This window comes from Paenibacillus sp. DCT19, from assembly GCF_003268635.1.
In the GTDB taxonomy this organism is placed as follows: domain Bacteria; phylum Bacillota; class Bacilli; order Paenibacillales; family Paenibacillaceae; genus Paenibacillus.
This window is the reverse complement of the sequence record NZ_CP029639.1, coordinates 2,643,719-2,667,059: the sequence shown is the minus strand read 5'-3', so window position 1 is coordinate 2,667,059 and position 23,341 is coordinate 2,643,719. Positions and strand designations below refer to the sequence as shown.

The following is a 23,341-nucleotide window of genomic DNA, read 5'->3' as shown; positions in this document are numbered from 1 at the left end:
TAATCGTTTACATATAGATTACAACAATTGCAGATGTTAGGTATACCTCGTACTTTATATCAGAAGGAGGAACAACTTATGAGCGAATCAAAAAAAGATAAAAGAAATGAAAATCTGAAACCTGGTGTAAACGCCATCTTACATCCAGACCAAGACAATCCAGGTCCAACAGACATGATTGAGGATGCTTTAGGAGATATCGTGGATAATATAGCTCACCCAAACAAAAACACCAAAAATGATCAAAATGATAAGAACAAATCATAACACGTACTACAGAAAGAAAAAGTCCTTCTACCCGAACAAGGGTACAAGGACTTTTCTTCTTCTTTATTTTATGCGAGATAGGTCACTGATGATTTTCATCGGTTAGAGCTGGCTTACCTTTGTTTCCTTAGCAATACGCTGCAATTCCTTGTGAATCCAGATAGCTGCAATCGCTCCTTCTCCCATAGCAACTGTCGCTTGTTCGGCATGCACACCAAGATCACCCGCAATCCATACATTTGGAGCTGCTTGCATTGTGCGTGGATCAGCTCTCACATGTCTATTGTCAGCAATCTCAGCACCCAATTGCTCCGCCAACTCATAGTGTACCCGGTTGCCTCCAAAAGCGATAAAACCCCGCTCAGATTCAAACATCTGACCATCTTCGGTTAGAATTCCTGTAATATAACCCTCTTCGGATTGCTGCACTTCCTGCACAGTAGCTTCAAGGTAACGAACCCCTTCTTCCTTCATCCGACGATGAAGCTCAGCGGAGATCTGCTTATGTTCATGATTCACATATAACAGATCATTGGTTCGCTCAATGAGTACCAACGCCATATTCGCACCAGCCTCGCCAGAACCTAACAAAACGGTCTTACGGTCTTGTATCTCATAGCCGTCACAATCCGGGCATACATACACCGTCTTGCCGAGAGTAGGGTTTAATCCCTGGATATCGGGAATACGATCAGAAAGTCCAGTAGCCAGAAGAACGGTACTCGCTTCAAAAGTTAACCCATTATCACAGGTAAGCTGAATACGTTCCCCTTTTCGCTGAGCTTCAATTACACGACCCTTTTGAAAATCAACTCCGGTTCGTTCTGCCTGCATTCTGCCTTTGGCGCGTAACTCTTCTCCGGAAACGCCGTCAGGATAACCAAGAATATTATGATAGGTTCGGCACAGGGTGGATCGTCCTTCTCCCGCATCAATTACAAGCACATGATGTGAGCTATAACGTCCCAGCTGAATAGCTGCCTGAAGCCCTGCGATTCCTCCGCCTACAATAATGCAATCATAATTCTGCATGCTCTCTCTCCTCCAATGCTATCATCTTCTTTTCTTCTATGTGTAGTTTCATAAAACCCTTATATTCATTAAACCAACTACACTAACTCAAACGTCTACCTATAGTTTGATCCAAAGCAAACAACCCAAACCATCCGCGAGCAACTCGGTTTATTTGGGTTGTAGCTATATTTAATATGAAAACACATATGATTCAAAGCGATCAGCATTCGAAATGGCGTTCCACACATCCGAGGTTTCTCCGCCCATATACCAGTACGCTAAACCAGCAATTTTCCTTTCTGTACTCATCCTCACTTTGGCAGTCAACGAACGGCTATCTTCTGCCCAGATATATCGTGGAATACCGCTACCTGAATAACCAATGACATACTGTGCCAAACTTGCATTCCATTGTCTCACAGAACCTTGAGCCTTGGCTCGCATTCCCTGCTCACCAAGCGTTATATCCCATGAACTTGTAGCTGTGTTCTGTGATGACCAATCCCGTGTATAGAGTGGCAGCGCCAATATTACTTTGGAGCGTGTAACGTCAGCAAGCATGGTATCCAGTCCCTGTTCTACCCACGGAAGGGAGGCAACCGAACCCGCAATGGGGTCACCATTCCAATGCTCCTCATATCCCATCAATACCATATAATCGGATACTGCTCCTAACCTAGCGTAATCAAAAGCTGCCGTCCAATCCGTTCCAAGGTTAGGTGACACATCCACAGATATAACAGCGCCTATCGCGTGTAGAGATGTCGCCAGGGATGTGACAAATGTAGTCAACCCCTCTCGATCAGCAGGCTGTACATTCTCAAAATCTACATTAATGCCATGTAAATCATATTTTATCACATAAGCAACCACCTGAGATATCACATTGGCACGATTCGTAGCACTAGATAACATCTGATGGGTAAGTGTCGGATTGGAACGGTTCCCAAGAAGAGGCCACACCTCCCTCCCCGTAGACCTTGCCCACGTTAATAGCGTGGAATCCGTATGGTCTGTCACCTGCATGCTACTATTCAGGAAAAACCACCTGGGCACGAGTGTGTTCACTTCCGATTGTTGCACCTGTTGCTTAAATTCTGCTGTCGTTGAATCATATTGCCAACCAAGCTGAATCCCCAATTGATCTGGTGTTTGCAGCTGCTCAGACCATGCTTTATTCTGCAATATCGCATGAAGCATAACCGCCGCCTCTTCTCTTGTCACCTGATCCTGTGGTCGGAAATATCCATCACTGCCTCGCATTAAGCCTAATTGATAGACCACCTGAACATAAGGTTTGGCCCAACCTGATATAAGGGATGCATCTGCATAAGTATAAGGAAGTAGTCCGGTAGAGCCTGTCTGCTGTTTCAGCATTCTCACCAGCAGTGTTGCTGCTTCCTCTCTCGTAATGTTGGCATTAGGTTGGAATATCCCTTGACCCTTTCCTTCCATAATATTAAGGTTTGTCATCGCAGAGATATTGCCGTAATACCATGCAGTTGAACTCGTATCCTGATAGGGACTCAGATTGTTTTTCACCGGCTTAAGTCCCAGTACTCTAACCGCAAAAGTGGCAAACTCAGCTCGGGTCACTGCTTTCTTAGGCTCAAATGTATGGTCGGTGGTCCCCGCAGCAATGCCCTTATTTACTAGATTCATAATAGCAATACGTGCATAACTATTACTGATATCTTGAAATTGTTGCGTAGCACCTGCTGCTTGAGCCTTGTTGTTGTTGTAACTCATCATTGATCCAAGAAGAACTACGCCACTCAATACCAGTTTTAAAGCCCGCATATAGATACGTTTCTTTCTTTCATTTATCACATTAAAAAGCCTCACTTCATTGGAGTACGAACATAAATCATCGTACCAAATTGAAGCGAGGCCGTATGTGGTTAAATGTTGGAAATTTGTATATGAAGCAGTTAAGCAATGTAGCTTATTTGTGTACTTTTACACGCTCTTCAATCGGTTGGAATTCTTTCTCACCTGGTGTAGCTGTTGGTTTACCAAATGGCATCTGAGCGATCAATCTCCAGTTCTCTGGAATGTTCCACTCTTGTTTAACTTTCTCATCGATCAGTGGATTGTAGTGTTGCAGGGAAGCGCCCAACCCTTCTTGTTCCAGTGCTGTCCAGATTACCAGTTGCAACATACCATTGGATTGGTTAGCCCAGATTGGGAAATTATCCGCATAAGCTGCAAAGTTCTGTTGGAGTTGTGCAATTACGTTGTTGTCTTCGAAGAACAGAACCGTACCATAACCGCTACGGAATCCTGCCATTTTCTCAGCTGTAGATTTGAATGCTTCTTCGTTACCTACAACCTCACGCAAAATTTCTTCTGTGTGATTCCACAATTTATCATGTTGCTCGCCCAGCAATACGACTGCGCGGGATGTTTGTGAATTGAATGAAGTTGGCGTGTATTTCACCGCTTCTTCTACGATCTCTTGGATTTTGGCATCCGAGATAGTGGATTCTTTACTGATTCCATAATAAGATCTTCTGTTTTTCAACGCGTCAAAGAAAGTTGTAGACATTACATATTCGCCTCCTAAATTTTTCATTCATCTTACTAACATTAGTAACTATAATATAGTAACAAACATTAGTCAATAAACTAATTTATTTTCACTAAATATACAAACTTTGTGATCCCTTTTTACAATGAAGTGCATACTTTCAGAGCTCAGACATTCATCGAATATTTACGATTTCCGATAATCAGCGCGGTACTTCTCTTCTGTGGACGAATTACTCTTTGTCTCGTCTTTGCGTTTCTCTTCTTGTTTCTCCATATTCAAATCCTCCATCGGAATCGGATCTACCGTCTGTTCCTCTTCATATTTATCGAACAAACTTTCCTTCTCCGTGGGGTACTGCTCGGGGTGATCGTGATTATATTTCTGTTTCGATGATGTAGTATCGCCTAATTTGTTATTTTCCATTCTTAACGCCTCCTTCGAATTAAGATGCTGATCTTCTCTTTACCCTTTCTTTACCTTTTCTGCTTGTCTTCTAAACAAAAGGAATGGCGTATTTGCTGCTCAATTTCGATCATCATATACAACAAAAAGGCCGACCAGCATACGCTGACCGACCTTAACTATGTCACTGGTGTAAACGAGTCCGGTACAGATCTGGACCGCAACCGACACTTTGTTTGAAAATGCGACTAAAATGAGACAAACGCTTGAATCCTGACAGACGTGCAGCTTCGGTTACACTAATACCAGGTTGAAACTGAAATAACACCTTGGCCTGATTGATTCGCCGGTCGTATAGATATTTAAAGATCGTACTGCCTGTCGTTTCTTTGAACAAACCCGCCATATAAGGCTTCGATAGATGAAGCTCATTCGCCAGATCATCCAGACTAATATCATGCATATAATGCATGTCTACATATCGAATGATGTGTTGAACATGTCGTTCTTTATCCGAAGAAGGGCGATGCTCTTCTAGGTTGCCCTGACAGATACCAGCAATAACATATAAAAGTTCACACAATCGAACGTTCAACCGTTCCTGTACAAAGGAGCCTGTGTGCAATGAAAGCTGATGAAGCTGCAATAACAATTGTTCAAACTCTGCTCGCACTTCTCCTTTTAGATTAATTCGGCAATTCCCTAATTCTTCAAAAGGCTGGAGCACTTCATCCATTCGATCCGGATGTAAATGGCTGCGAACTGCTGAAGGATCAAAGTGAAGTGTCGTTCGCTCATAACGTTTGCCTACAATGGGATGGGGTCTGTGAAGCGTCATGCCATGCATCAGCACTAAGTCTCCCGGTGCTAGCACATAGACACGGTCTCCAATGATATACGTACACTCCCCATCATGAAAATAATAAATCTCATACTGAGCATGAGCATGAAATCCATCCGACTTCCCCACGTTAAATAAACTGGTAGAGCGATAGCTATATTCAAGCGGGTTGGTAAAATGCATCATTCGTGGCATTAATAATACCTCCTGTTGGAGAGAGGTTTTTGTCCCATGAAGCAACAGAAGCCATGAACACATATCTGGTTACGTTACGTGTCATGGCCTCTATAGGAACATCATGTATTATAACTTATGATAACGCAATCTGCTCCTTGTCCAATTACAGAAGTTGCTCAATGCTTGCCTGAATATCAGCAATGGAATCAATCGGTTCAAAACGTTTAATTACACGTCCCTCGCCATCAATTAGGAATTTAGTGAAATTCCATTTGATTGCATCGCCATGTAACCATTCTGGCGCCTTATCCGCGACCATAAGCTTCAGTAACTTCGCTTGTACATCTGTCTCATCAAAACCTGCGAATGGACCCGATCTTTTCAGAAAGTCATACAATGGATGAGCTGCTTCACCATTCACGTCCAATTTCGAGAACATTGGGAACTTCACACCATAATTAATCTGACAGAAGGATTCTGCCTCTGCACTACTTCCCGGCTCTTGTTCTGCAAACTGATTGCAAGGAAAACCGATAATCTGTAAGCCCTGATCTTTGTACTGGTCAAAGAGCTTCTGCATATCATCAAACTGATGGGTATACTTACATTTGCTTGCCGTATTTACGATCAGCACAGGCTTACCCTCATATTGATAGAGCGGGAAACGTTCGCCACTCGTTTTGGTCACAGTAAAATCATAGATGGTTGGCATGTTTATGGTGCACCTCGCGATTGATAGTATATGTATGTTGGAATACAGTTTTCATTATATATGAAACCTATTCACTTGTGTTGGGAAAATATCGTATGGGCACACCATCAGCCATGGTCTAAGTTGCCTGATAACAGTAAATCTAACAATCCATCGGGGACAAGTTTTGCTTGTGCATGCGATGTAAGAGATGAGAGTTCAGGGATCGATTTCCATACCGCTCTGAACGGAGTGGCTCCTTCTATGCCTTGAATTTCGTTGGTATCATACAAGCTTCGATCGACCAGTTCAGCTTCATATATAAAATCAATTTCATGACCCACATTATCTAAGTATGAAAAAATATTTTCGATAACATATAGCAACTTTGGCTCTTCGATCTCCGCATCTATTTCTTCCTTTACTTCTCGGATAATTGTATCTTTGCTGTTCTCACCATACTCTACGGTTCCGCCAATGGGTCTATAGAAGGTTTGCTTAACAACTGGATCAACGATTTCCTGCACTAAAATGTTATCCCCTTTACGAATTAGACAGAGCGAAACAGTTCTAATGACCATGTTCATTCACCCCAAGTGAATAGCTCAATATGATGTCTCCATTATCTTCAAACTCACCTGTTTCATGAAATCCACACCGCTTATATAACCGATTAGCTACCGTATTGTGAGGCACATGCGATACTCTGATTTGTCTACAATCCGTTCTATCTTTCAATTGATTAATAATTTGCTTGATCGCACTTCTCCCATAACCCCGACCCTGATATTTCTCGTCAATCATCAACCGCAAGATCCAGTAATATCCGTCTGAATACACTTCGTTGTCAAATAGGACAAACCCAACCATAAGATCATCTGCATAGATTCCATGAGGTATTGAAGTAACCTCTTTCACCGCATGCACAAGGGAATCAGCGTTACTAGCAACGAGTGATAATTGATCTTCTCGCGGTCTGAGGGCTATACAAGCTAATTCATTTTCTCTCGTAATACGTTGTAATGTGATTTTGGGCGAGTCCATAACATTCACCGTTCCTTTTTTATTAGAATCGTGAGCTTCTAAGTACCTGCTGCTTCTTTCTTGGTCAACGTATAATAGAGTAGATTGTCAACAAGCTCATCATGTTTATGAAAATGCATCTTTTGCAGGAGTCTAATGGATTGAGCATTTGCTTGCTCCACCGTTGCCTCAATATAATCAACTTTCATGTGGTCAAACCCCATTTTGACGACCTCGGTCAGCGCTTCATGCATTAGACCTTGACCCCAATAGGATGCAGTCAAATCGAAGCCAATTTCCGCTTTGGAAGGCTGCCCCTGATCCCAACAATGGAACCCACATGTGCCTACAAGCTCATGATTAAGCTTAAGAAACAGACCATATCTACAACCTGAATCTGCGATATGAAATTGGATGATCTCTTCTGCTTCAGTAAGGCTCACACAAGGCTCGATATCCATGAATTGAGTAACCCTTGCATCCGAGAAATGTTGGAACACCGCTTGAGCGTCCGATATTGTCAGCTCTCTAAGAACTAATCGATCCGTTTCAATCATTGGAAAAGTGACGATCATAATCACTCCTTTGCATTTCTCATTCGAATCATCGAAAATTGTACATTCGACTCCAGCACTTTTTGTTTCAATAGCATCAGTGAAGGCATGACCCTGAACTCAATGTCCTCTTTTAAAATTGCACCGATTAAATCATTCATGCGTTCCACGGCGATTGGTCGAACAGTACATTTCGAAGTATAATAACCTGCATCTTCGTTTTCTAGCTCAAAATGCTCAGACTCAAATGTATATCTATAGATGTGTCCTTCGCGCACCCGGTCATACCAATCCGACTCAATCGCTATCATACGTTTGGTAGAAGTTACTCCAAATTCTTGAGCTAAATTGAGCTGTTCCGCATCTTCCTTAGACCATACACACACTCTGGGGCACTCTCTTGGGAAAAAATAATGTGCAGCATGATACGCATCAATCGTCCACACTTTGGCATCCGTCTGATTATAAATCGTTCTTGGTTCAAATATTGTAATTTCCGATTCTTCACTAAAATGATAAAGCTTCATACAGATCTCCTTTCGGCCAGATACTCGTCTTGAAGCAGACCATAATATGCGAGATCCTCATACGTATCTCCCTTTATGACATGTTGCCTTAAGCATCCTTCAAACTTCATACCCAATTTCTCCATCACTTTGCCTGAAGCTGGATTCTTACCTAGATGACGAGCGTACACACGATTTAACTTTAATTCGTCAAACGCATACGCCATCATACCTCTGGCTGCCTCTGTACAATAGCCATTATTCATAAATGGTACACCAATCCAGTACGCCAGTTCACCGTGATTAAACTTAGTATGAAGTGCTATAGTCATCGCACCGATTAGATATGATTCCTCTGTGTGCACAATGGCTAGCGTAACTGATTTTCCTTCAATGAATTGATCCTGATGTGTGCAAATCCATTCCTCAGCCATACCATCCTTATACGGATGAGGGATATAGAGTGTCATTTCCGCGATGTAAGGATCTCCTGCTAGCTGTTGAACAGAATCTGCATCATGCAGTTGGAACGGACGTAATTGGAGCCGCTCAAGAGTTATCGTGGGTAAGTTACGCATCACCGGAACCTCCTAATCTATCATTTTTGCTTCATCATTATATTGTTTATACAACAACTTATAATGCTTGAAGCTGGCAAAGGTGTTGCTTAAATGATCAACCTGATTCCAAAAATTCTCTTCATTAAAATGGACTAAATCATCAATCAATGCATCGGCTAAGTTGTGATAAGCATTGCTGATATGGAAAATTTCCTGAGCATGTTGAACTACATTTGTTGTTATTGATTGCTGTACTCCCTCTTCTGGTTGTGGTTGTTCGTCCCATACAATTGCTCCAGAAAGCTGCCTGATGTCCAGCAATGCTTGAAATAAAATGCTCTTATATGCCTTAACTTTTAGATCATCCATACATAACCCCTTAACTGTCTTCTACGACTCCTTTTTCACTTCGAAACAGCTTATCATCTAATGCCTCACTATTCGTCACCCTCGTAACTTTATGACTGTAGAGATTCAACTTCGCTTCAAACGCTGGTCTATTATGTTCAAAGTCACTTGTCCATGTATACATCATTTTTAGCATGCCTATATCCGGTTTATAATCGCAATGCTCCAGACCCAGGTTTTGTTTGATGTACCGAGTGAAAATTCGAACTTTCCGCTTCCATAGGGGAGGATCGAGAAATATAATTGTGTCCGCCATATCCAATAAACAGCTATATGAATCCCTATGTACTCCTTCAAAAATCCAATCTCCGCTATGATCGATATCGTTAATAACCTCAACTTGTTCCTCGAGTGACCGCTTGTTTCTTCCGTCTGAAGTATGATGATGAACAATGCTGTCTAATTCATACCAGGGAATACCGAGTTGATTCGATAAACGTTTCGCCAGCGTTGTTTTGCCACTTGCCACAATGCCTATGATGAAGATTTTACGCATACACGCGATCACCCAACTTTCAAGTCAATCCAGTCCATTCACTTCTCTTCTCATACGCCAAAAAATATTATCGGGTCTACAAAACCATCACTCTTTATAAAACTCCGTTCATTCCACCAAATATACGACCTAACACACTGAGATAGATAAGCATACAGGATAGGATTATAGCCAAAATTAGGATTAAGACCCCTTTCTTTCTGTCCTCTGGAACGAGTAGTAGTAATACAGCGACCATGATCAGATAGACTCCCATTAGAAAGGGAATTAAGTAGTAATGTGTGTGAATAGGGAGATAAGCGTAACGCAATAGATATCCCTCAGACAATATCACTGTGATCGGAAGAGAAGCGATGATGGTTGAAAACAAACTATGGCCACGCGCATACCACATCAGATAGGCACAAAATGGAGATATCACCATGCATATTCCCCAGAATAGCATTTCTCTTGCTGGAAAGAAGTGTAGAATCCAGATGGTATAAACATAATACACCGTAAGCATAGAGCCAAAGAATGCAAAGACTTTAGATGCTGCCACGCGAGGAGAATAGCTAAACACGGATAACAGCGTTGCTACGAATACCCATATGCCAAGGCGTCCACCGATATCGTCAAATATCGGATTGATTCCTGGCGCATCAACAAGCTTGGCTGCTAAACCCATAATAACGCCCAACAGGATTGTATACAGGATAGAAACCACTTTTTGCCTAGTTGTGGCTGGTTTCACCGATCTAATCTGATTAAACAGACTGTAAATGAGTACGTCACCGCCTTCTGCTCAGCTAAAGATCTTATCTGGTTGTCGCCACTGTTAGTCATGGAAATGCTTGATTACATTAGCCAGTGCGTTGTAGATCCCACTGAAGGTTTCAACCTCTAGATCGTAATGTCCTGTAAATGCAACATCCGTCTCTTCACCTTCATAAACAATGATTCGATGAGCATATCCATCTAGCCATAGACTTTGGAAAGTCATCTTGGCTGAAACTGCGAGACTAAGATTTACAAACCATCGGCGAATGGACAGGGATTGTGCAAACAATTGATCCACTTGCCATTTCTTTGGTGTAAAATGTACAACGATATTCTCATCATCCTCTGCTATGATTTCTTGAGAATATTCAATTGGGCTTAACTGCACTTGGTGATTGGCATCGATGTATTTATAGACGAGTTCTTTACGGAAACGTGGGATGACACCTTGAGATATTCCATATTCCTGTTCCCCATGACCGTCTTCCAGATATTTAAGAATGGTAGAGTCTACATCGACCTGCAACCCAAGTTGATTCTGTTCCTTACCCCAATGCCCATACTGCTCAATATATTGATACAATTGGTCAACATGATCTTTGCTCATGACAACTGAATACTTTTTATCTAACTTGTAATTGTTCTCTACATAAGAGCGGAGCATACCCGGGAGATGCATACTAAACCCATCCATAATGCTGAGATAGTTCTCCTTTTTCATGTAAAAAAAACCTTCACCCTTAAATTCCAACCATGTTTCACTGCCATTCAGATAGAGGATTCTATGTCCCTCAGATTCCATATCTAAGTATGCAATTCGAGCATCGAGATGGTGACTCAAGGCGATAAACCATTTTTGTACCACCCTCGAATCTTCGAACAATAGACTCATATCCGATGTTGCTGCGGTGAAACTAACGATGAGCTCATTGGCGTTCATATCCATCTTCTCGGCAGAATAATAGATACAACCTATCTTGGCTTGGTGATCTGCATTGAAGTAACGCTCAACCTCATCTTGATCATCCTTAGGCTTCCAACTGAACCCGCCTTCTACATATTTCAGAACAGAAGAATCTACATTAAAATTTATGGAAAAGCAATCTGTCCCATTAATAACTCCATGTTCACTGACATACTTCAGCAACTGTGCTTGCTGACTTGCTTGAATGACCAGCACATAACGATAGTCGAGTCCCATATTATACGTCGCCTTTCACTTGTCCTGCAGATGTGTTAAACACCATACCTTTACCTTCCCAATACTCTGTTCTCACGTCCTCAACACGATAGTCACCATTCGTATATTCATGAATGACTCGTTTCCAGAAGTGCTGTGCAGCGTCATTATTTCCATGCTGAAGAACTTCCCAATTGCCCTTATGCTTATCAAAAACCAATCTAGCAACCTGTTGTCCTAATCCATTTCGACGGTACTTGCGCATAATAAAAAATTCAGCAATGGATCTAGCATTTTCCTGAACTAGATAGCAAAAATCATTGACCAGTACAAAGCCTGCATATTGTCCGCTTATTTTCACAAAGTACGCTTGTCGCTTCTCTTCCGTCCAATAATGATCCAGATAGCTATACCCATAGAAGCCTTGTGCATTCACATCAGCTCCATTAAGTTCACTGAGATCGTATTCATATAATTCAATAAGTTGCCTTAATATGGACTTCTCATCCTCTGAAACTTTGATGATCTGCGCGAGGTCTTTCATCACTTACCTTCTCTCTAATAACATTATTTATATTTATCCTGCCATTGTTCTATCCAGGCTCTATAAGATGTTCCCGTGTGCTGCTCAAGCGTTTGGCCATCTATCGTATACACCCATCCATCGTTCATCTCACTGTGCGCAGGATAGCTGTACCCACCAATGATCTCCGTGGCTGAACTCATAACATAAACAGTTGTTTGTGGATTATCATAATCACTATTCTCATCTAGCGGATGACCCGACACCGCGAACTTACTTGTGCTAATTTTCTCACTAACATACATTAAGGGATCTACATCCTGAACGCTCCAATATTGAACATAAGGCATCTCTACGAGTTGTTTCTTCTCCAGCGTATATTCGTGTACAATACCTTCATTTCGAATAATCGTAAAGCCTTGATCAAGGACATATCGTTCCACCATGAGATCGTTTTCAATAGTATTTGGGGTATTGCATCCAATGAATAGCAACAATAGAACAAGAATAAACATCCTCTTGTTTACGTTCATGGATTCTCCTCCCTTTCCGATATGAAACGATTATTTTAATGATTAGATCCGGAAAAATCACTCATTTCATTTAGCCCCGTCTTTTAACTCTTGCCAAAGTAAGTTTACGATGAAGTTAGAGATCGCATCCTCACTGACATTCATATTATCTATAAATTCATGAAATTCTCGCTCCTCCTCAGCTACACCATCATAATTCAAAGGAATCTGATTGAGAATTTTGTACTCTTGGATCAAATGAGGTACTTTATTTAAATCGAACAACTCATAATGATTGCGAATATACATTCCTAATGTGAAGTGTACTCCGATCAAATCCTCTATGCTCATTAGCTCGTCTTTCTGGGTATTAGTCAGTCCAACATGGATGATGTGGTTTACCAGTTCGCCTATGGAGTCTATAACTATTTTCTCTTTCATGACTCGTTATGATACCAATACATCGGTCTTTCATCAATTTTGTCAAAACATAGTTTAGCAGCTAGATGATTAGATTCCACATTATCTGAATGACAACACCAATTAGGTGTCAATTGTTTGTGCAGACATTCTTTAATAAACTGAGTACCCATCCAAGTTGCAAGACCTCTTCTCTTGAAGCTTTCTATTGTAATGATATCAATCTCGGCAAATCCCCCTCCAATGTATGGAGACGTGCAAACACTGACTAGGTCCTGTTTATGTTTAAGAAAATGCCCTATGCCAACATCACAGAATTGTGCATTCGAATTCCAGACTAGCTTGTAATATGGATAGAAGTGCTCCCTATATTCTTCTGAAATCTGTTCATTCAGAGGAATGTAGTCATAATCTTCATTACGTGGCATATCTATATCTGGATATGTATGAAGAAATTTAGCCCGATTAAACTTGAAGTAAGATCGTGAAATTCGAATCGAATGATGTATTGTATATTTGCTTAATTCAATTTCCCAAGCATCGCTAAACACACCTAATGCAAAAAATCCATTGTGATTTGCCGGATCGTTCATATAACGAATAACTGCTTGGTTGAAAAGTTCATCATCTTCTCTACCAGCCAGACAGTAGAAGCCACCTGAACTCGTTATAAAACAAGCATTCGGATGATCCAGGTGATTCACAAATACCCTGCCCTTTTGGATCAGTTCAATAACCGACAGCGCATACACTGCTTTGCTTCGAATATCATCCAGCCAGGGCAAAACGATATCAAATTGTTCTTTACGTAGCTCGTACATACTCTACCTACTTTCTTAGTGATGCTCTACTATATCTCATTCAATATCTCTTCTAGCCAGAACCAGTTGTCACTCACCCACATTAACTCATGGGCAAATCTGCGCAAGGTTCGATGTTCCTCCGACTTAATACTTAACCAGGATGCTTCCTTCCACCATGTCAACTGGATAGAACGAATGAGTTTTGCAACAGTTAACGGACTGCTCTCACGATACCCCACTACAAATGCCTTTGTTGATTCTACATTGATGTTATTCTCTAATATAGCACCTGATAGAATAGCTCTCGAAATATCAAATTCGGGATAAATATAGTGCATTCGATCAAAATCCAAAATCGCAGAAACCTGATTGGAATGAAACAAAATATTATCTACAAATAGATCCCAATGAACCCAACCCTCTTCACACGATTGAAACGTATTGAGGTTAAATCCATCTATAATTTTCCGCTGTGTCTCCAATGCTGAAATGTACTTATGCGCTCCTGCAGTATTGGCATCATTCCAGTTCTTCTCCCAAGTCGCTAACGTGGATGCCTTAGACTCTGGTTGCCAATGCAAAGGATATCTGGGCGGAGCGTTCAAACGGAGCCATTGATGAAGCCTACCTATGATCTGACCTAAATGATACATTTGATCTACATTTAGCTCTCCTGGGTTTGCCATACAGCCATCACAATAATTTGTGACCATGAATCGTTCACAAGATGGGGTTCGTTGAATATAACGACCTTGGTCAGAGAAAATCTTAGGACATGGAATGCCTATTTGATGTAATTTATCTTGTAAACCTAACGCCGTTTCAACTGAATGCAACAATTGATCCGAATATCGTACTGCATTATATTGCTTCACAAAGCGTATTCCTGCATCCGTATGTAATTTCCATTTCAGATTGGCGTATCCAAAAAGATTAGGTTCTGCACGATACGTAGTCCAGCCATAAATCTCTTTAATCTGTACTACGATCTCATTTAAGATATCATCCGATGACTTTAGTTCCATGAACACTCCCCTTACTTATCAAAGCAAAATTTCAAACGATTCAATCAGTTATTTATATGATTTAGCTTCTATAACAAGCGAAATAAGAGATTGTCTCAATTCATGACCTAGTGAAGTACTATTTAGAAGATCTTCAATTAAACTATAGTTTATTTTGCAAGCATTATTTTGAAGATAATGTAACAGTAAATCAGCTTTGGTTTGTCGCCCCATTAAATAATAAGCTACATACCACACCTCAGGACTTGCCATTTGAATTCCGTCCCATTCTCCCATACGCTCTAACGGTAAATGAAGTATTCCTTTCTCGGCATATAAGGCAAATCCACCAATAAAGTCTACATGATATGTCTCAATACTCATCCTATATTGACTCGCAAAGGGATAATCCCCACTTTCTAACTCTAAACATTCATAACCATGAAGCACTTTCATTAATTCCTGTTTAGGGCAATTTACCGTGATGTCCCAATCATTAATGGATTCAACCAGGTTCAAATAGTACAATAACCCACTGCCACCAAGCGAATACATGATATCGTGCTCTTCCAACCTCTGTATTATCGGAATGAGTTTATCAGGTTGCACTTCCATACCACCTACCAATCTACATATGTCTCAATTCGTCCGTAGTGCCTGTCAACTCTGACCATCGAGCCGAGAGAAACTTTGCATAGTTTAACGAGCTGATCCCATATGACCCTAGAGAATGCCCATCGTTTATCTCGACCAGTTTCATGTTTCCATCTGGATCTATACCAAAATCCATCCCATAGGCAGCAGGCGCATCCACAAAATCTATAACCGCACGTTGCACCACACTTACATCTATTGTGGAATCCCATGCACCCTTGTACTGCCTAATATCGAGAATTTGCCCATATCGGATAAAACAACGCCATTCTGTTTTGAAATCCACAATCTCCGAACACCAGATGGTCGTATCTTCGTTTTCTTCAACAAGTCCTATAAAATCTTTGTATTCTCTCACTACTTTTCCAGCAAACTTTTTCGTTGTATCTTTGGGCTTAATAAATACATTCCAATTCTGAGGATTGGCAAAAATGTCTTGGATGGTTGTGCTCCATATTTTTCGACCATAATACTGGGATAAAGACGGTGGATAATCTATTTCCCCTTGCTTTCTATGGATTCCCAATAACTCAAGACGTTTTCTAACATTACCAATTCCACCTACAACAATATGTTCTGGATTCTTCTCAGCAACCTCTTGGATATCATAGAACTTAACAATCTCCCACCCCAATGAAGCAAAGCCTTCATAAGCAATAAATGCATTCACATTGTAAAACATGCCATCCTGATTCACCTGTATATATGCTCTCACTCTTGTCACGTCCTTCATGTTGTCGATTAGTCAACTTCGATTGTAAACATCACCTGCTCCAATCTGCTGATATGACCTGATTAATCCATTATTCTCTTGTATAGATCAGCGCTCCTCCAGATCCCAGAATAACTAGCTTTTTTCCAGAAGGGGAAAAACCACATCTAATCGACCCATCCAGCCGATTCAAATCTATCATCGTTGCACCCTCTAGATAGTTATAGTTAGGTCGAAATACATTCTCTATAATGACTGATGCTAGAGGCCACCACGGATAGATCACTTCCACACTCCAACCATCATAAGTGACCCGGTTCCCATCACCGGAGTCAAATCCAAAAATAGGAATGGATTCGTCATTATATGGGATTCGGAATGTTAACTGATCTGGACTCATATTGTCATAGGTGTTGTTGGCATCTCGATCCCTATGGATGGATAGACCTGTATTAGAATCATTCAAGCTGTAGCCTGAACTACTAATCAGCACAAGGTTCTCATCTGAGTTCCAGCCACAAGCTATACAACCTGCCGCAGGAATTAGCACTTCATTATGCCAAGGCTCTGGCGGTTTAGAAGGTACCATTTCTTGTGCTCGATGTAACAGATTCAATTGGGAATCACTGCGTTTTTCTTGATTGCTATTAGATGGAAGGTTCATAACTAACTCCTTCATTCAATTCTTTTCTTCATTCTAAACTCATCACCGTACCAAACGAATTTTTCATATTCGGTGCATACATCAACCAAGAATCTGGATTGAAAACGGAGGAGAAGGCGAGTTCAGCCTCATATTGTCGCTTGGCTTCATCCGCACTTAATCCTCTAGCTATCAGATTACTGATGTTATACTCGGGTCAATTAACTACTCGTTATCGCGATCAATTGTTTATTCATCTTTAGGATGGATTGATAATGCTCCTGAACTTCTTGGGAGTTGAAGTATGCTGCGCTTTGAATTAAATAATCTGCTAATGCCTCTTGATCACTGCCCGTTTGGTTCTCATAGCTACGACTTCGGATTGATTCGAGTTGCCCCGTAATTTCTTCAATAATCCGTACTCCACGATATAATTCATTACTCAGTCCTTCTAGGTCGATATACCGCCCACCAGTGTCCGATACAATCCATTCTTGCTGCATACCTAAACACTCAAAAAACAATGAAAAATCGACATACATACTAAATATACTATTCTCCCTTAGACTACTAACATCAGTATAATTCGCGTAAGAACTGATTGGCCCGTACAATAGTGTTATTTCACGGTGCATCACACTTAAGTGTTGCAAATCCCTGGACACGATATTGCTAGATCCGCCCCGATCACCAATGTATAACCTGTTGTTAGATATTGCGTAGGCTAACTTTTCGTGAAGCGCTCCCACCCTATATTGTGAGTTAAAATAACTCAAGGCAATTTCGACAGCCGTTTCATAATTCTCATGTTCTTTAGCTCTGTCATACTGGAACACGTTCAATGTGCCTGATAATATGAATAGAAGTACAACGATGATGAAGAGCTTACCTTTTCTCATATTTTCCACCTCTATACTAGAACGCTTTAACAACTGCACTTGTCACCTTTTTTTAGGAATTCAGTTCTTTTTTCATATAATAGTGTGTGTATCCTCCTGCATTTTCGATCTTGCCATACACCTCAAAGCCTTCTTTTTTATAAAAATCCAAGGCCTGAAAGCTTAGTGTATCTACTTTGATGAAATCACATTTTTTCTCCAAAGCGATCTTCTCTACTTCTTGAATCAGTTTCCTACCATACCCTTGCCCTCTTAGGCTAAGTTCAACAAATAAATAATGAATCTCAAGCCAGTTCCAGCACGTTTCACCCAAAATTCCTCCACGAACTTGATTTTCATCATCTTGTAGATATAGTTGTATCTCTTGATATCTGCCTTTGATCTCATCTGGAAAGTGCTCCATATTATAATAGAAGACATTGTCTCTTACAAAATTTTTCATATCATCATTATTCACATTTGTTATATGTAACGTCATCGTTGTTACCCCTTTTCTCCCCAGTTTAATTGGCTGTTCGACATTCTTACTTTGCCACTGTTTAGTCTATAGTGATCTCATTTTCTATCGTGAGATGAATATCCTCAGAGTGGAGCTTCCCCTCATTATCATTCCAAGTGACCCTAAGCGATGTACTCGCATAATGTTGTCGATCCTTCTTCGTCTCATCATACGAATAATCACTAGTTACATAGCCTATATTCTTAAGATTATCATTGTTGAGTATTGTAATAGGACCATCGTGAGAGGTGGCTACATGCGAAATAACCTTACCATAATTACCGTCAGGATCTTTCTCTTGAATATCTAATTTATAATAGTTACTATCTGCGATACTTCTTGGATCACCTTTAAACGTTATGCTTGCATGGCCGCGTTGAATCTGATTCGGTGTGACAATAATTTTGTAGTTTGAAACGTCCCACATATTTCCTGTGCCATTCAGTTCATACACGCGTACAGCTGTATTTGCCGTATTACTTGGACCATGGTTGGTTTGCTCATCTTCCTTATTGAAGTACAGCCAGCCCCATATGACATTAGACGCAATAATTACACTGAGTAATCCAACGAATGTTTTTCTCATTTTCCACTCCCCTTATTAGTTCATTTCTCCTTTCAATTACTACTTCTCTCCGGATAACTCTTCATTGGTAGCTTTGATGAATTGGTCTTCTTGTATTTCCACAGCTATATATTCGGTTGTCTCTACACCCTTGACCTTATATAATTTCGTGCCTACTGGATATTTGTTGGAGAAGCCCTCTCCATCTGACCCCTCTTTGTCAGAGTACTGTCTCACATGTCCGATATCATGATCGATCTCTTCTTTTGTTAGTGGTTCATTGGTAATGCTATACGTGTTATTGTTCCATACAACAAATGAATAAGCCCAGCTTGAACTAGAACCAGTTCCTTCATCGATTGCTCGGCAACCAGAAATAACGATGATGGCGAGAAAAAGTGCAATGCATATACGCAGTGAATACCTACTGGAATTCATTTATCTTTTTCCCCTTTCGAATTCGTAATCTATATGCCGTAAAAGCCAAGAATGAGCTTGAATTTCTTCTTATTTTTCTTCGCTAACTTCAGTCCCTCTCTCGTATCCATGATCCAAACACGCTTACCAAGCCACACTCGAATATATATTGATTTTAGTTGGAAAGGCGAATAGATTCCCTTAATTTCCGTTTCGGTTCCATCTTCCTGCTCCAACTCAGTTCGAATAAACCAAGTATTCCCGAAACCAATTTCAATGTATTTCTTCAACCTGCTTCTCCTTTACTTGTTCAGTTCTGCTGGTTATACCACTTTCTAAGCTGGTTAATATGAGCTTGATGATAACGGCTATGGTCAGCCATGTGCCACAGTCCCCAACGAATCGTAGCTTGTTTTTCGTTTTCATGCCCGAATAGGATTATTCGATCAAGATCATCATCTGTTAATTGGTCACATGAATCTTTTAACATTTGTAGAACACCTTCATATTGTGAGATCAGTCGCTGCCACGGAATTCCGTTCACCATAGGAAGTTTATTATGTTCGTCAATCATAGGGCCATATTCTTCTATAAATGTCTGCGGCAGTGGTTCTCCCTTTATTCGATACACCCAATTCAGATCCACATAGAGAAGATGCCGAAGTAGCTGTGCAGTGCTATTAAACTCGCTGTTGTACCCCTTATAATCGATCTCTTCTTGTGACATACCCTCGGTGATTCGTTGTAGTCGCTCGCTATTCTCCTTCACTGCGGAATATAACACCCCTACCATAGGCGACATATTGCCTTCAGCTTTTAGATCATGTAACATTCTGCCACCTCCGTCCTTTATTTTAGGAGTAATATACGGGCTCGACTTGATATAACGTACGCTCAATGATCGGGCAAAGATCGCCATCGGTCTCATAAAATTTAATGCGGAAATACAAACTTTTCAGAAAGTTCTTTATATTATTTTTCTGCCTGAAGGCAGGAAGAAACTCTGGACTTTTTTCCACTGTACCAAAACGTTGAATCCACTCTTCTAGCTCTGTCCGACTAATCATTTTTCGATTTAAAATTTGAATGATGGGTCTGATCATGCGTTCGTCTTCACCATCGGAGTAAACCCGATCTGTTATGGTCATTTTTTCATAAATTAGATCAAGCATCGTGGACAGATCCTTTTTGTCCAATTCGGGGCACTGAGCCAAATCATCCAAAGCATCTGCAGCATGAGCTATGGCGTGAGCCCAGCCTTTGTCTTCATCGTAACCGCGATAATCTCGCTCTTGTTGTACGTTGTAGAATACATTCATCTTAATCTGATGGATCTGCTCACTTGAGAGAAACGGTGATTCATTATGTCTTGCCAACAGAAGTGGTATAACGAGCATGGAGAACGATCGTGTGAACACAGAATCTGTGTTAGATTCACCAAGCCTATAGAGCAAATGGTTATCATCCATAACAATGGACAGAATGTGCTCTAGTTCGTTTACAGCTAGAATGTTGCCAGGAATCCAATGGGATAACGTTGTATAGATGAGATCATCACGTAATTCGGCATCCACCGAACCGATATGGCTGATCATTTCCTGTACTAATGAGAATACGCCTGCAGGTGCTTGGTAATCATTTTCTTTGATCAGGAATAACTTTTCTTTTAAATTCATTGGCTATTCTCCTACTGAAAATGTATTGTCGACTGTTACTTAGAATCTGTTAACTTTAGAAAATCAAATATTTGGAGCTTATATTCATTCCACTTATACTCTTTATTTCGAAGGATCAGTTTTGGAATATCCCAATTCTGAACAATTGGAAAAATGAAATCTTGATTTTTCGTCCAAAACTTCCCTGCTTCAACAAAATCATCATCGGTATAGAGTCCACAGCGACCTTGCGTAAACTCAGGTCCACGAAGATCACATATCCATCTCCAATGTTGCTCTACATTGTCTTGATATACATAGATAAGTTCAGGGTTAAGAGCGCTAAGTATATTTTGAATACTGTAGGTCAGATCCATTATTCGATCTTCGCTCATCTGCATGTTATACGCGAAGCCAATTGTATTTTGAAAAGTGCTGCTCTCCACAATTGTAATCTGATGCCGATGAATTGGATTATTCACAAAGTCAGTAAATAGCTGCTCTACTTTTGCAATAAACCATTCTGCCTCTTCTACAATAGAAAATGAAGTGAATTGCCGGTCGTAAATGCGAAGTGGGTGGTGATCATCTAATTCATGGTAGAATACATTGGCGATATTGAGCTCATTCAATTGTTCTTGTATAGCAAGTCCTGTTGTGGATTTACCCGAACCAGGCATCCCATCAATGAGAATCAATCTACTGTTCATTTCTTTCCTCCTCATGTTCAACGTTTCTATTGGTTACCCTTTCGTAGACAACAGCATTATGTACCTAAAATTCATTCGCAGGAATGTACATCGTCTGTACCTCCAACTCTCCTTGAACAAAGCCCAGATTGTAGTACAAAGACTCCGCATCATTACCCTCCATGACATAAAGCCTTAGGACTGGATAATGATCTTTAATGACCGTTAAGGCTCGTTGCAACATACGTGTAGCAATCCCTTTTCCTCGGTACGCTGGAATGACACCTACACTGTAAACAGCCGCTTGATTATCTTGCAAACAGAGCCGACAATTCGCAATAAGCTGACCTGTTTCTTGATCGTACACAAGGGTAGATGCTTGATTTAATATCTCGTTTGTATAATTAGGATCTTCATGTGGCACAAAATCTTCAAGCAAGAACTTCTTTCTCCTTACTGCCTCTAGGCTCCCTTCAAAGCTATTAAAATCACAATCTGCAATTTCGTCTTCTTTACTAAATTTCTTAGCCCCCTGCTGATTGCCAATAATCTGTGGACTTTCGATGCTATAATTATGATCCCATACGATGTTGTACTGTTCTGTGGGACGTTGCATCCATCGACATCTGAACTCATCTGGCCAAAATCCAGCTCTAGCGTATAAATCAACCTGATCAGAAAGAATCTCATACGTTTTAATTGGTTTAGTCCGATCAGACCAACTCATTAAGAGTTGTTTAAGAAGCTTCAATACTTCAAATGAATCCTGGAACGGGGGAATATAAAATAAATGATACATCACATTAGGTGCTATTCTTACTCCACCTACTTTTGACTCTCCTTTATAGATCCAGTACGCATTTCTTAGTGAAGCGTTGAAGCCCTCTTCTCTAAAGAAACCGATATATCGCATGTTGTAATAAACGGAGCAATACTTGCCCCATTCTTCAGGGTCAGCTAATTGAATAGCGTATTCACTTGATAAAGCGTAATCATGAATATCCACAGACCATCCAGTATTTTTCATATGTCATTCCTCCTAGGCATCCAAACAAATGAATGAGTAATCTAAATCCTGTTCCACTCCCAATCACTTCACTTCACTTTGGCAAATATGCATGTATCTCTAAGTGTACTTCCATCCACACTTGTGTCTTCATTACGCAATATACCTTCCAAAGTGAATCCTAATCTTTCTGGAATCGCTCTACTTTTGTCATTCAATGTGTCACAGCGTATGATTACTCTTCTCGCCTTTAATTCATTGAATGCAAATGCTGTAATCCCTTCTACCGCCTCAGTCATGTAACCTTTTCTACTGTGACGACTATCGATCCAGTAACCTATTTCGAATTTGGGGACGTCCCAATTTGGATGATGCAACCCGGATGATCCGATAAACTCATTAGTCTCTTTATGAAAAATAAGCAATCTCAGATCTTCCCGTTTCAAATAGTTTAACCGAGCTTCTCTCAAATTCGCCTCCACCACTTCTTCTCGTTGCTCCTTATGGGCAAAAGGAAGCCATTCTCTCAATTCCTGGATAGACGAAACGATAGATTCATAAACAACCTTCCCATCCCCAGGTAAAGGGCATCTAATCAATAGTCTCTCGGTAGTAAATTGGTCAGGGAACTCCATTAAGATTGGATTCATACGATCAGCTCCTTCATTTTAAATAGCAGTTGCATCATTATAGTTGTTTAAAAGACCTTCATGACTTCTTTCCTGTTGACAACACAAGTACGCTACCTACCACTAAAGTCACCACAATTAAAGTAATATGAAATATAAACTCTTCCATCGAATGAACTCGCTGAGTCAATCCAGACATCAACAACAACTCTACAGCTAATACAATAATCCAGATCCATGTCATTGTAGATTTTTTATTGTACATTGTTCTCACTCCTTACTTATTTTACCGGAGTTATC

At 40.6% G+C, this 23,341-nt stretch carries 35 protein-coding genes; 1 reads left to right on the top strand and 34 read right to left on the bottom strand.

Annotated elements, in window-relative coordinates; genetic code table 11:
- The first annotated feature begins 78 nt into the window (after positions 1 to 78).
- Positions 79 to 267, top strand: a complete 189-nt coding sequence (locus DMB88_RS12160) for a hypothetical protein (RefSeq protein ID WP_128101568.1) — start codon at positions 79 to 81, stop codon at positions 265 to 267.
- A gap of 102 nt (positions 268 to 369) precedes the next feature.
- Here DMB88_RS12160 and DMB88_RS12155 read toward each other — a convergent pair whose 3' ends face one another.
- From DMB88_RS12155 to DMB88_RS11990, 34 genes are all read right to left on the bottom strand, one after another.
- Complete coding sequence (locus DMB88_RS12155; RefSeq protein WP_128101567.1) at positions 370 to 1,299, bottom strand: NAD(P)/FAD-dependent oxidoreductase; 930 nt, start codon at positions 1,297 to 1,299, stop codon at positions 370 to 372.
- A 171-nt stretch (positions 1,300 to 1,470) separates the two neighbouring features.
- Positions 1,471 to 3,111, bottom strand: a complete 1,641-nt coding sequence (locus DMB88_RS12150) for an S-layer homology domain-containing protein (protein WP_254438538.1) — start codon at positions 3,109 to 3,111, stop codon at positions 1,471 to 1,473.
- A gap of 115 nt (positions 3,112 to 3,226) precedes the next feature.
- Positions 3,227 to 3,829 carry a nitroreductase family protein gene (locus DMB88_RS12145; RefSeq protein ID WP_128101566.1) on the bottom strand — a complete coding sequence of 201 codons (603 nt, stop codon included), beginning with the start codon at positions 3,827 to 3,829 and terminating at the stop codon, positions 3,227 to 3,229.
- A gap of 168 nt (positions 3,830 to 3,997) precedes the next feature.
- The gene (locus DMB88_RS12140; protein ID WP_128101565.1) at positions 3,998 to 4,237 is read right to left on the bottom strand and encodes a hypothetical protein; all 240 of its coding nucleotides are present in this window, start codon (positions 4,235 to 4,237) and stop codon (positions 3,998 to 4,000) included.
- 163 nt (positions 4,238 to 4,400) lie between these two features.
- On the bottom strand, positions 4,401 to 5,252 hold the full coding sequence (locus DMB88_RS12135; RefSeq protein ID WP_128101564.1) for an AraC family transcriptional regulator: 852 nt from the start codon (positions 5,250 to 5,252) through the stop codon (positions 4,401 to 4,403).
- 145 nt (positions 5,253 to 5,397) lie between these two features.
- A complete protein-coding gene (locus DMB88_RS12130; protein ID WP_128101563.1) occupies positions 5,398 to 5,946 on the bottom strand; it encodes a glutathione peroxidase in 549 nt (182 codons plus the stop codon).
- A 107-nt stretch (positions 5,947 to 6,053) separates the two neighbouring features.
- Positions 6,054 to 6,506, bottom strand: a complete 453-nt coding sequence (locus DMB88_RS12125; protein ID WP_164848681.1) for an NUDIX hydrolase — start codon at positions 6,504 to 6,506, stop codon at positions 6,054 to 6,056.
- Positions 6,496 to 6,969, bottom strand: a complete 474-nt coding sequence (locus DMB88_RS12120; protein ID WP_128101561.1) for a GNAT family N-acetyltransferase — start codon at positions 6,967 to 6,969, stop codon at positions 6,496 to 6,498. Before DMB88_RS12120 ends, DMB88_RS12125 begins: the two co-directional genes overlap by 11 nt.
- A 38-nt stretch (positions 6,970 to 7,007) precedes the next feature.
- The gene (locus DMB88_RS12115; RefSeq protein ID WP_164848680.1) at positions 7,008 to 7,523 is read right to left on the bottom strand and encodes a GNAT family N-acetyltransferase; all 516 of its coding nucleotides are present in this window, start codon (positions 7,521 to 7,523) and stop codon (positions 7,008 to 7,010) included.
- 2 nt (positions 7,524 to 7,525) lie between these two features.
- Positions 7,526 to 8,029: a DUF6886 family protein gene (locus DMB88_RS12110; protein WP_128101560.1), complete on the bottom strand. Its 504-nt coding sequence runs from the start codon at positions 8,027 to 8,029 to the stop codon at positions 7,526 to 7,528.
- Positions 8,026 to 8,586 carry a GNAT family N-acetyltransferase gene (locus DMB88_RS12105; RefSeq protein ID WP_128101559.1) on the bottom strand — a complete coding sequence of 187 codons (561 nt, stop codon included), beginning with the start codon at positions 8,584 to 8,586 and terminating at the stop codon, positions 8,026 to 8,028. Before DMB88_RS12105 ends, DMB88_RS12110 begins: the two co-directional genes overlap by 4 nt.
- Positions 8,587 to 8,598: 12 nt before the next feature.
- Positions 8,599 to 8,937, bottom strand: a complete 339-nt coding sequence (locus tag DMB88_RS12100; RefSeq protein ID WP_128101558.1) for a hypothetical protein — start codon at positions 8,935 to 8,937, stop codon at positions 8,599 to 8,601.
- Positions 8,938 to 8,947: 10 nt separating this feature from the next.
- Complete coding sequence (locus DMB88_RS12095; protein ID WP_128101557.1) at positions 8,948 to 9,472, bottom strand: P-loop NTPase family protein; 525 nt, start codon at positions 9,470 to 9,472, stop codon at positions 8,948 to 8,950.
- A gap of 94 nt (positions 9,473 to 9,566) precedes the next feature.
- Entirely contained in the window at positions 9,567 to 10,205 is a 639-nt protein-coding gene (locus DMB88_RS12090) for a hypothetical protein (RefSeq protein WP_128101556.1), read from the bottom strand.
- Positions 10,206 to 10,289: 84 nt separating this feature from the next.
- Entirely contained in the window at positions 10,290 to 11,432 is a 1,143-nt protein-coding gene (locus tag DMB88_RS12085) for a hypothetical protein (RefSeq protein ID WP_128101555.1), read from the bottom strand.
- Between the two features lies 1 nt (position 11,433).
- Positions 11,434 to 11,955, bottom strand: a complete 522-nt coding sequence (locus DMB88_RS12080) for a GNAT family N-acetyltransferase (RefSeq protein WP_128101554.1) — start codon at positions 11,953 to 11,955, stop codon at positions 11,434 to 11,436.
- A gap of 23 nt (positions 11,956 to 11,978) precedes the next feature.
- On the bottom strand, positions 11,979 to 12,467 hold the full coding sequence (locus DMB88_RS12075; RefSeq protein ID WP_128101553.1) for a hypothetical protein: 489 nt from the start codon (positions 12,465 to 12,467) through the stop codon (positions 11,979 to 11,981).
- Positions 12,468 to 12,533: 66 nt separating this feature from the next.
- Positions 12,534 to 12,797, bottom strand: coding sequence for a hypothetical protein (locus tag DMB88_RS12070; RefSeq protein ID WP_128101552.1), 264 nt, complete (start codon positions 12,795 to 12,797; stop codon positions 12,534 to 12,536).
- A gap of 86 nt (positions 12,798 to 12,883) precedes the next feature.
- Positions 12,884 to 13,687, bottom strand: coding sequence for a GNAT family N-acetyltransferase (locus DMB88_RS12065; protein ID WP_128101551.1), 804 nt, complete (start codon positions 13,685 to 13,687; stop codon positions 12,884 to 12,886).
- A 29-nt stretch (positions 13,688 to 13,716) separates the two neighbouring features.
- On the bottom strand, positions 13,717 to 14,694 hold the full coding sequence (locus DMB88_RS12060; protein WP_128101550.1) for a phosphotransferase: 978 nt from the start codon (positions 14,692 to 14,694) through the stop codon (positions 13,717 to 13,719).
- Between the two features lie 48 nt (positions 14,695 to 14,742).
- Positions 14,743 to 15,282: a hypothetical protein gene (locus DMB88_RS12055; RefSeq protein ID WP_128101549.1), complete on the bottom strand. Its 540-nt coding sequence runs from the start codon at positions 15,280 to 15,282 to the stop codon at positions 14,743 to 14,745.
- A 19-nt stretch (positions 15,283 to 15,301) separates the two neighbouring features.
- Positions 15,302 to 16,042 (bottom strand): ATP-grasp domain-containing protein, encoded by a 741-nt coding sequence (locus DMB88_RS12050; protein ID WP_128101548.1) that lies wholly within the window; start codon positions 16,040 to 16,042, stop codon positions 15,302 to 15,304.
- An 88-nt stretch (positions 16,043 to 16,130) separates the two neighbouring features.
- The gene (locus DMB88_RS12045) at positions 16,131 to 16,703 is read right to left on the bottom strand and encodes a hypothetical protein (protein ID WP_128101547.1); all 573 of its coding nucleotides are present in this window, start codon (positions 16,701 to 16,703) and stop codon (positions 16,131 to 16,133) included.
- A 200-nt stretch (positions 16,704 to 16,903) separates the two neighbouring features.
- Positions 16,904 to 17,581, bottom strand: coding sequence for a hypothetical protein (locus DMB88_RS12040; protein WP_128101546.1), 678 nt, complete (start codon positions 17,579 to 17,581; stop codon positions 16,904 to 16,906).
- Positions 17,582 to 17,633: 52 nt separating this feature from the next.
- The gene (locus DMB88_RS12035) at positions 17,634 to 18,059 is read right to left on the bottom strand and encodes a GNAT family N-acetyltransferase (RefSeq protein ID WP_128101545.1); all 426 of its coding nucleotides are present in this window, start codon (positions 18,057 to 18,059) and stop codon (positions 17,634 to 17,636) included.
- A gap of 61 nt (positions 18,060 to 18,120) precedes the next feature.
- Entirely contained in the window at positions 18,121 to 18,666 is a 546-nt protein-coding gene (locus DMB88_RS12030; protein WP_128101544.1) for a hypothetical protein, read from the bottom strand.
- Positions 18,667 to 18,705: 39 nt separating this feature from the next.
- On the bottom strand, positions 18,706 to 19,083 hold the full coding sequence (locus tag DMB88_RS12025) for a hypothetical protein (protein ID WP_128101543.1): 378 nt from the start codon (positions 19,081 to 19,083) through the stop codon (positions 18,706 to 18,708).
- A 29-nt stretch (positions 19,084 to 19,112) separates the two neighbouring features.
- On the bottom strand, positions 19,113 to 19,352 hold the full coding sequence (locus DMB88_RS12020) for a DUF3977 family protein (protein ID WP_128101542.1): 240 nt from the start codon (positions 19,350 to 19,352) through the stop codon (positions 19,113 to 19,115).
- A gap of 20 nt (positions 19,353 to 19,372) precedes the next feature.
- On the bottom strand, positions 19,373 to 19,894 hold the full coding sequence (locus DMB88_RS12015; RefSeq protein WP_128101541.1) for a DinB family protein: 522 nt from the start codon (positions 19,892 to 19,894) through the stop codon (positions 19,373 to 19,375).
- A 22-nt stretch (positions 19,895 to 19,916) separates the two neighbouring features.
- On the bottom strand, positions 19,917 to 20,738 hold the full coding sequence (locus DMB88_RS12010; protein ID WP_128101540.1) for a DUF2785 domain-containing protein: 822 nt from the start codon (positions 20,736 to 20,738) through the stop codon (positions 19,917 to 19,919).
- Positions 20,739 to 20,773: 35 nt separating this feature from the next.
- Positions 20,774 to 21,427, bottom strand: coding sequence for a P-loop NTPase family protein (locus tag DMB88_RS12005; RefSeq protein WP_128101539.1), 654 nt, complete (start codon positions 21,425 to 21,427; stop codon positions 20,774 to 20,776).
- A gap of 64 nt (positions 21,428 to 21,491) precedes the next feature.
- Positions 21,492 to 22,433 carry a GNAT family N-acetyltransferase gene (locus DMB88_RS12000; protein ID WP_128101538.1) on the bottom strand — a complete coding sequence of 314 codons (942 nt, stop codon included), beginning with the start codon at positions 22,431 to 22,433 and terminating at the stop codon, positions 21,492 to 21,494.
- 68 nt (positions 22,434 to 22,501) lie between these two features.
- Positions 22,502 to 23,062: a GNAT family N-acetyltransferase gene (locus DMB88_RS11995; RefSeq protein ID WP_128101537.1), complete on the bottom strand. Its 561-nt coding sequence runs from the start codon at positions 23,060 to 23,062 to the stop codon at positions 22,502 to 22,504.
- Positions 23,063 to 23,120: 58 nt separating this feature from the next.
- Positions 23,121 to 23,306: a hypothetical protein gene (locus DMB88_RS11990; protein ID WP_128101536.1), complete on the bottom strand. Its 186-nt coding sequence runs from the start codon at positions 23,304 to 23,306 to the stop codon at positions 23,121 to 23,123.
- Positions 23,307 to 23,341 lie beyond the last annotated feature (35 nt).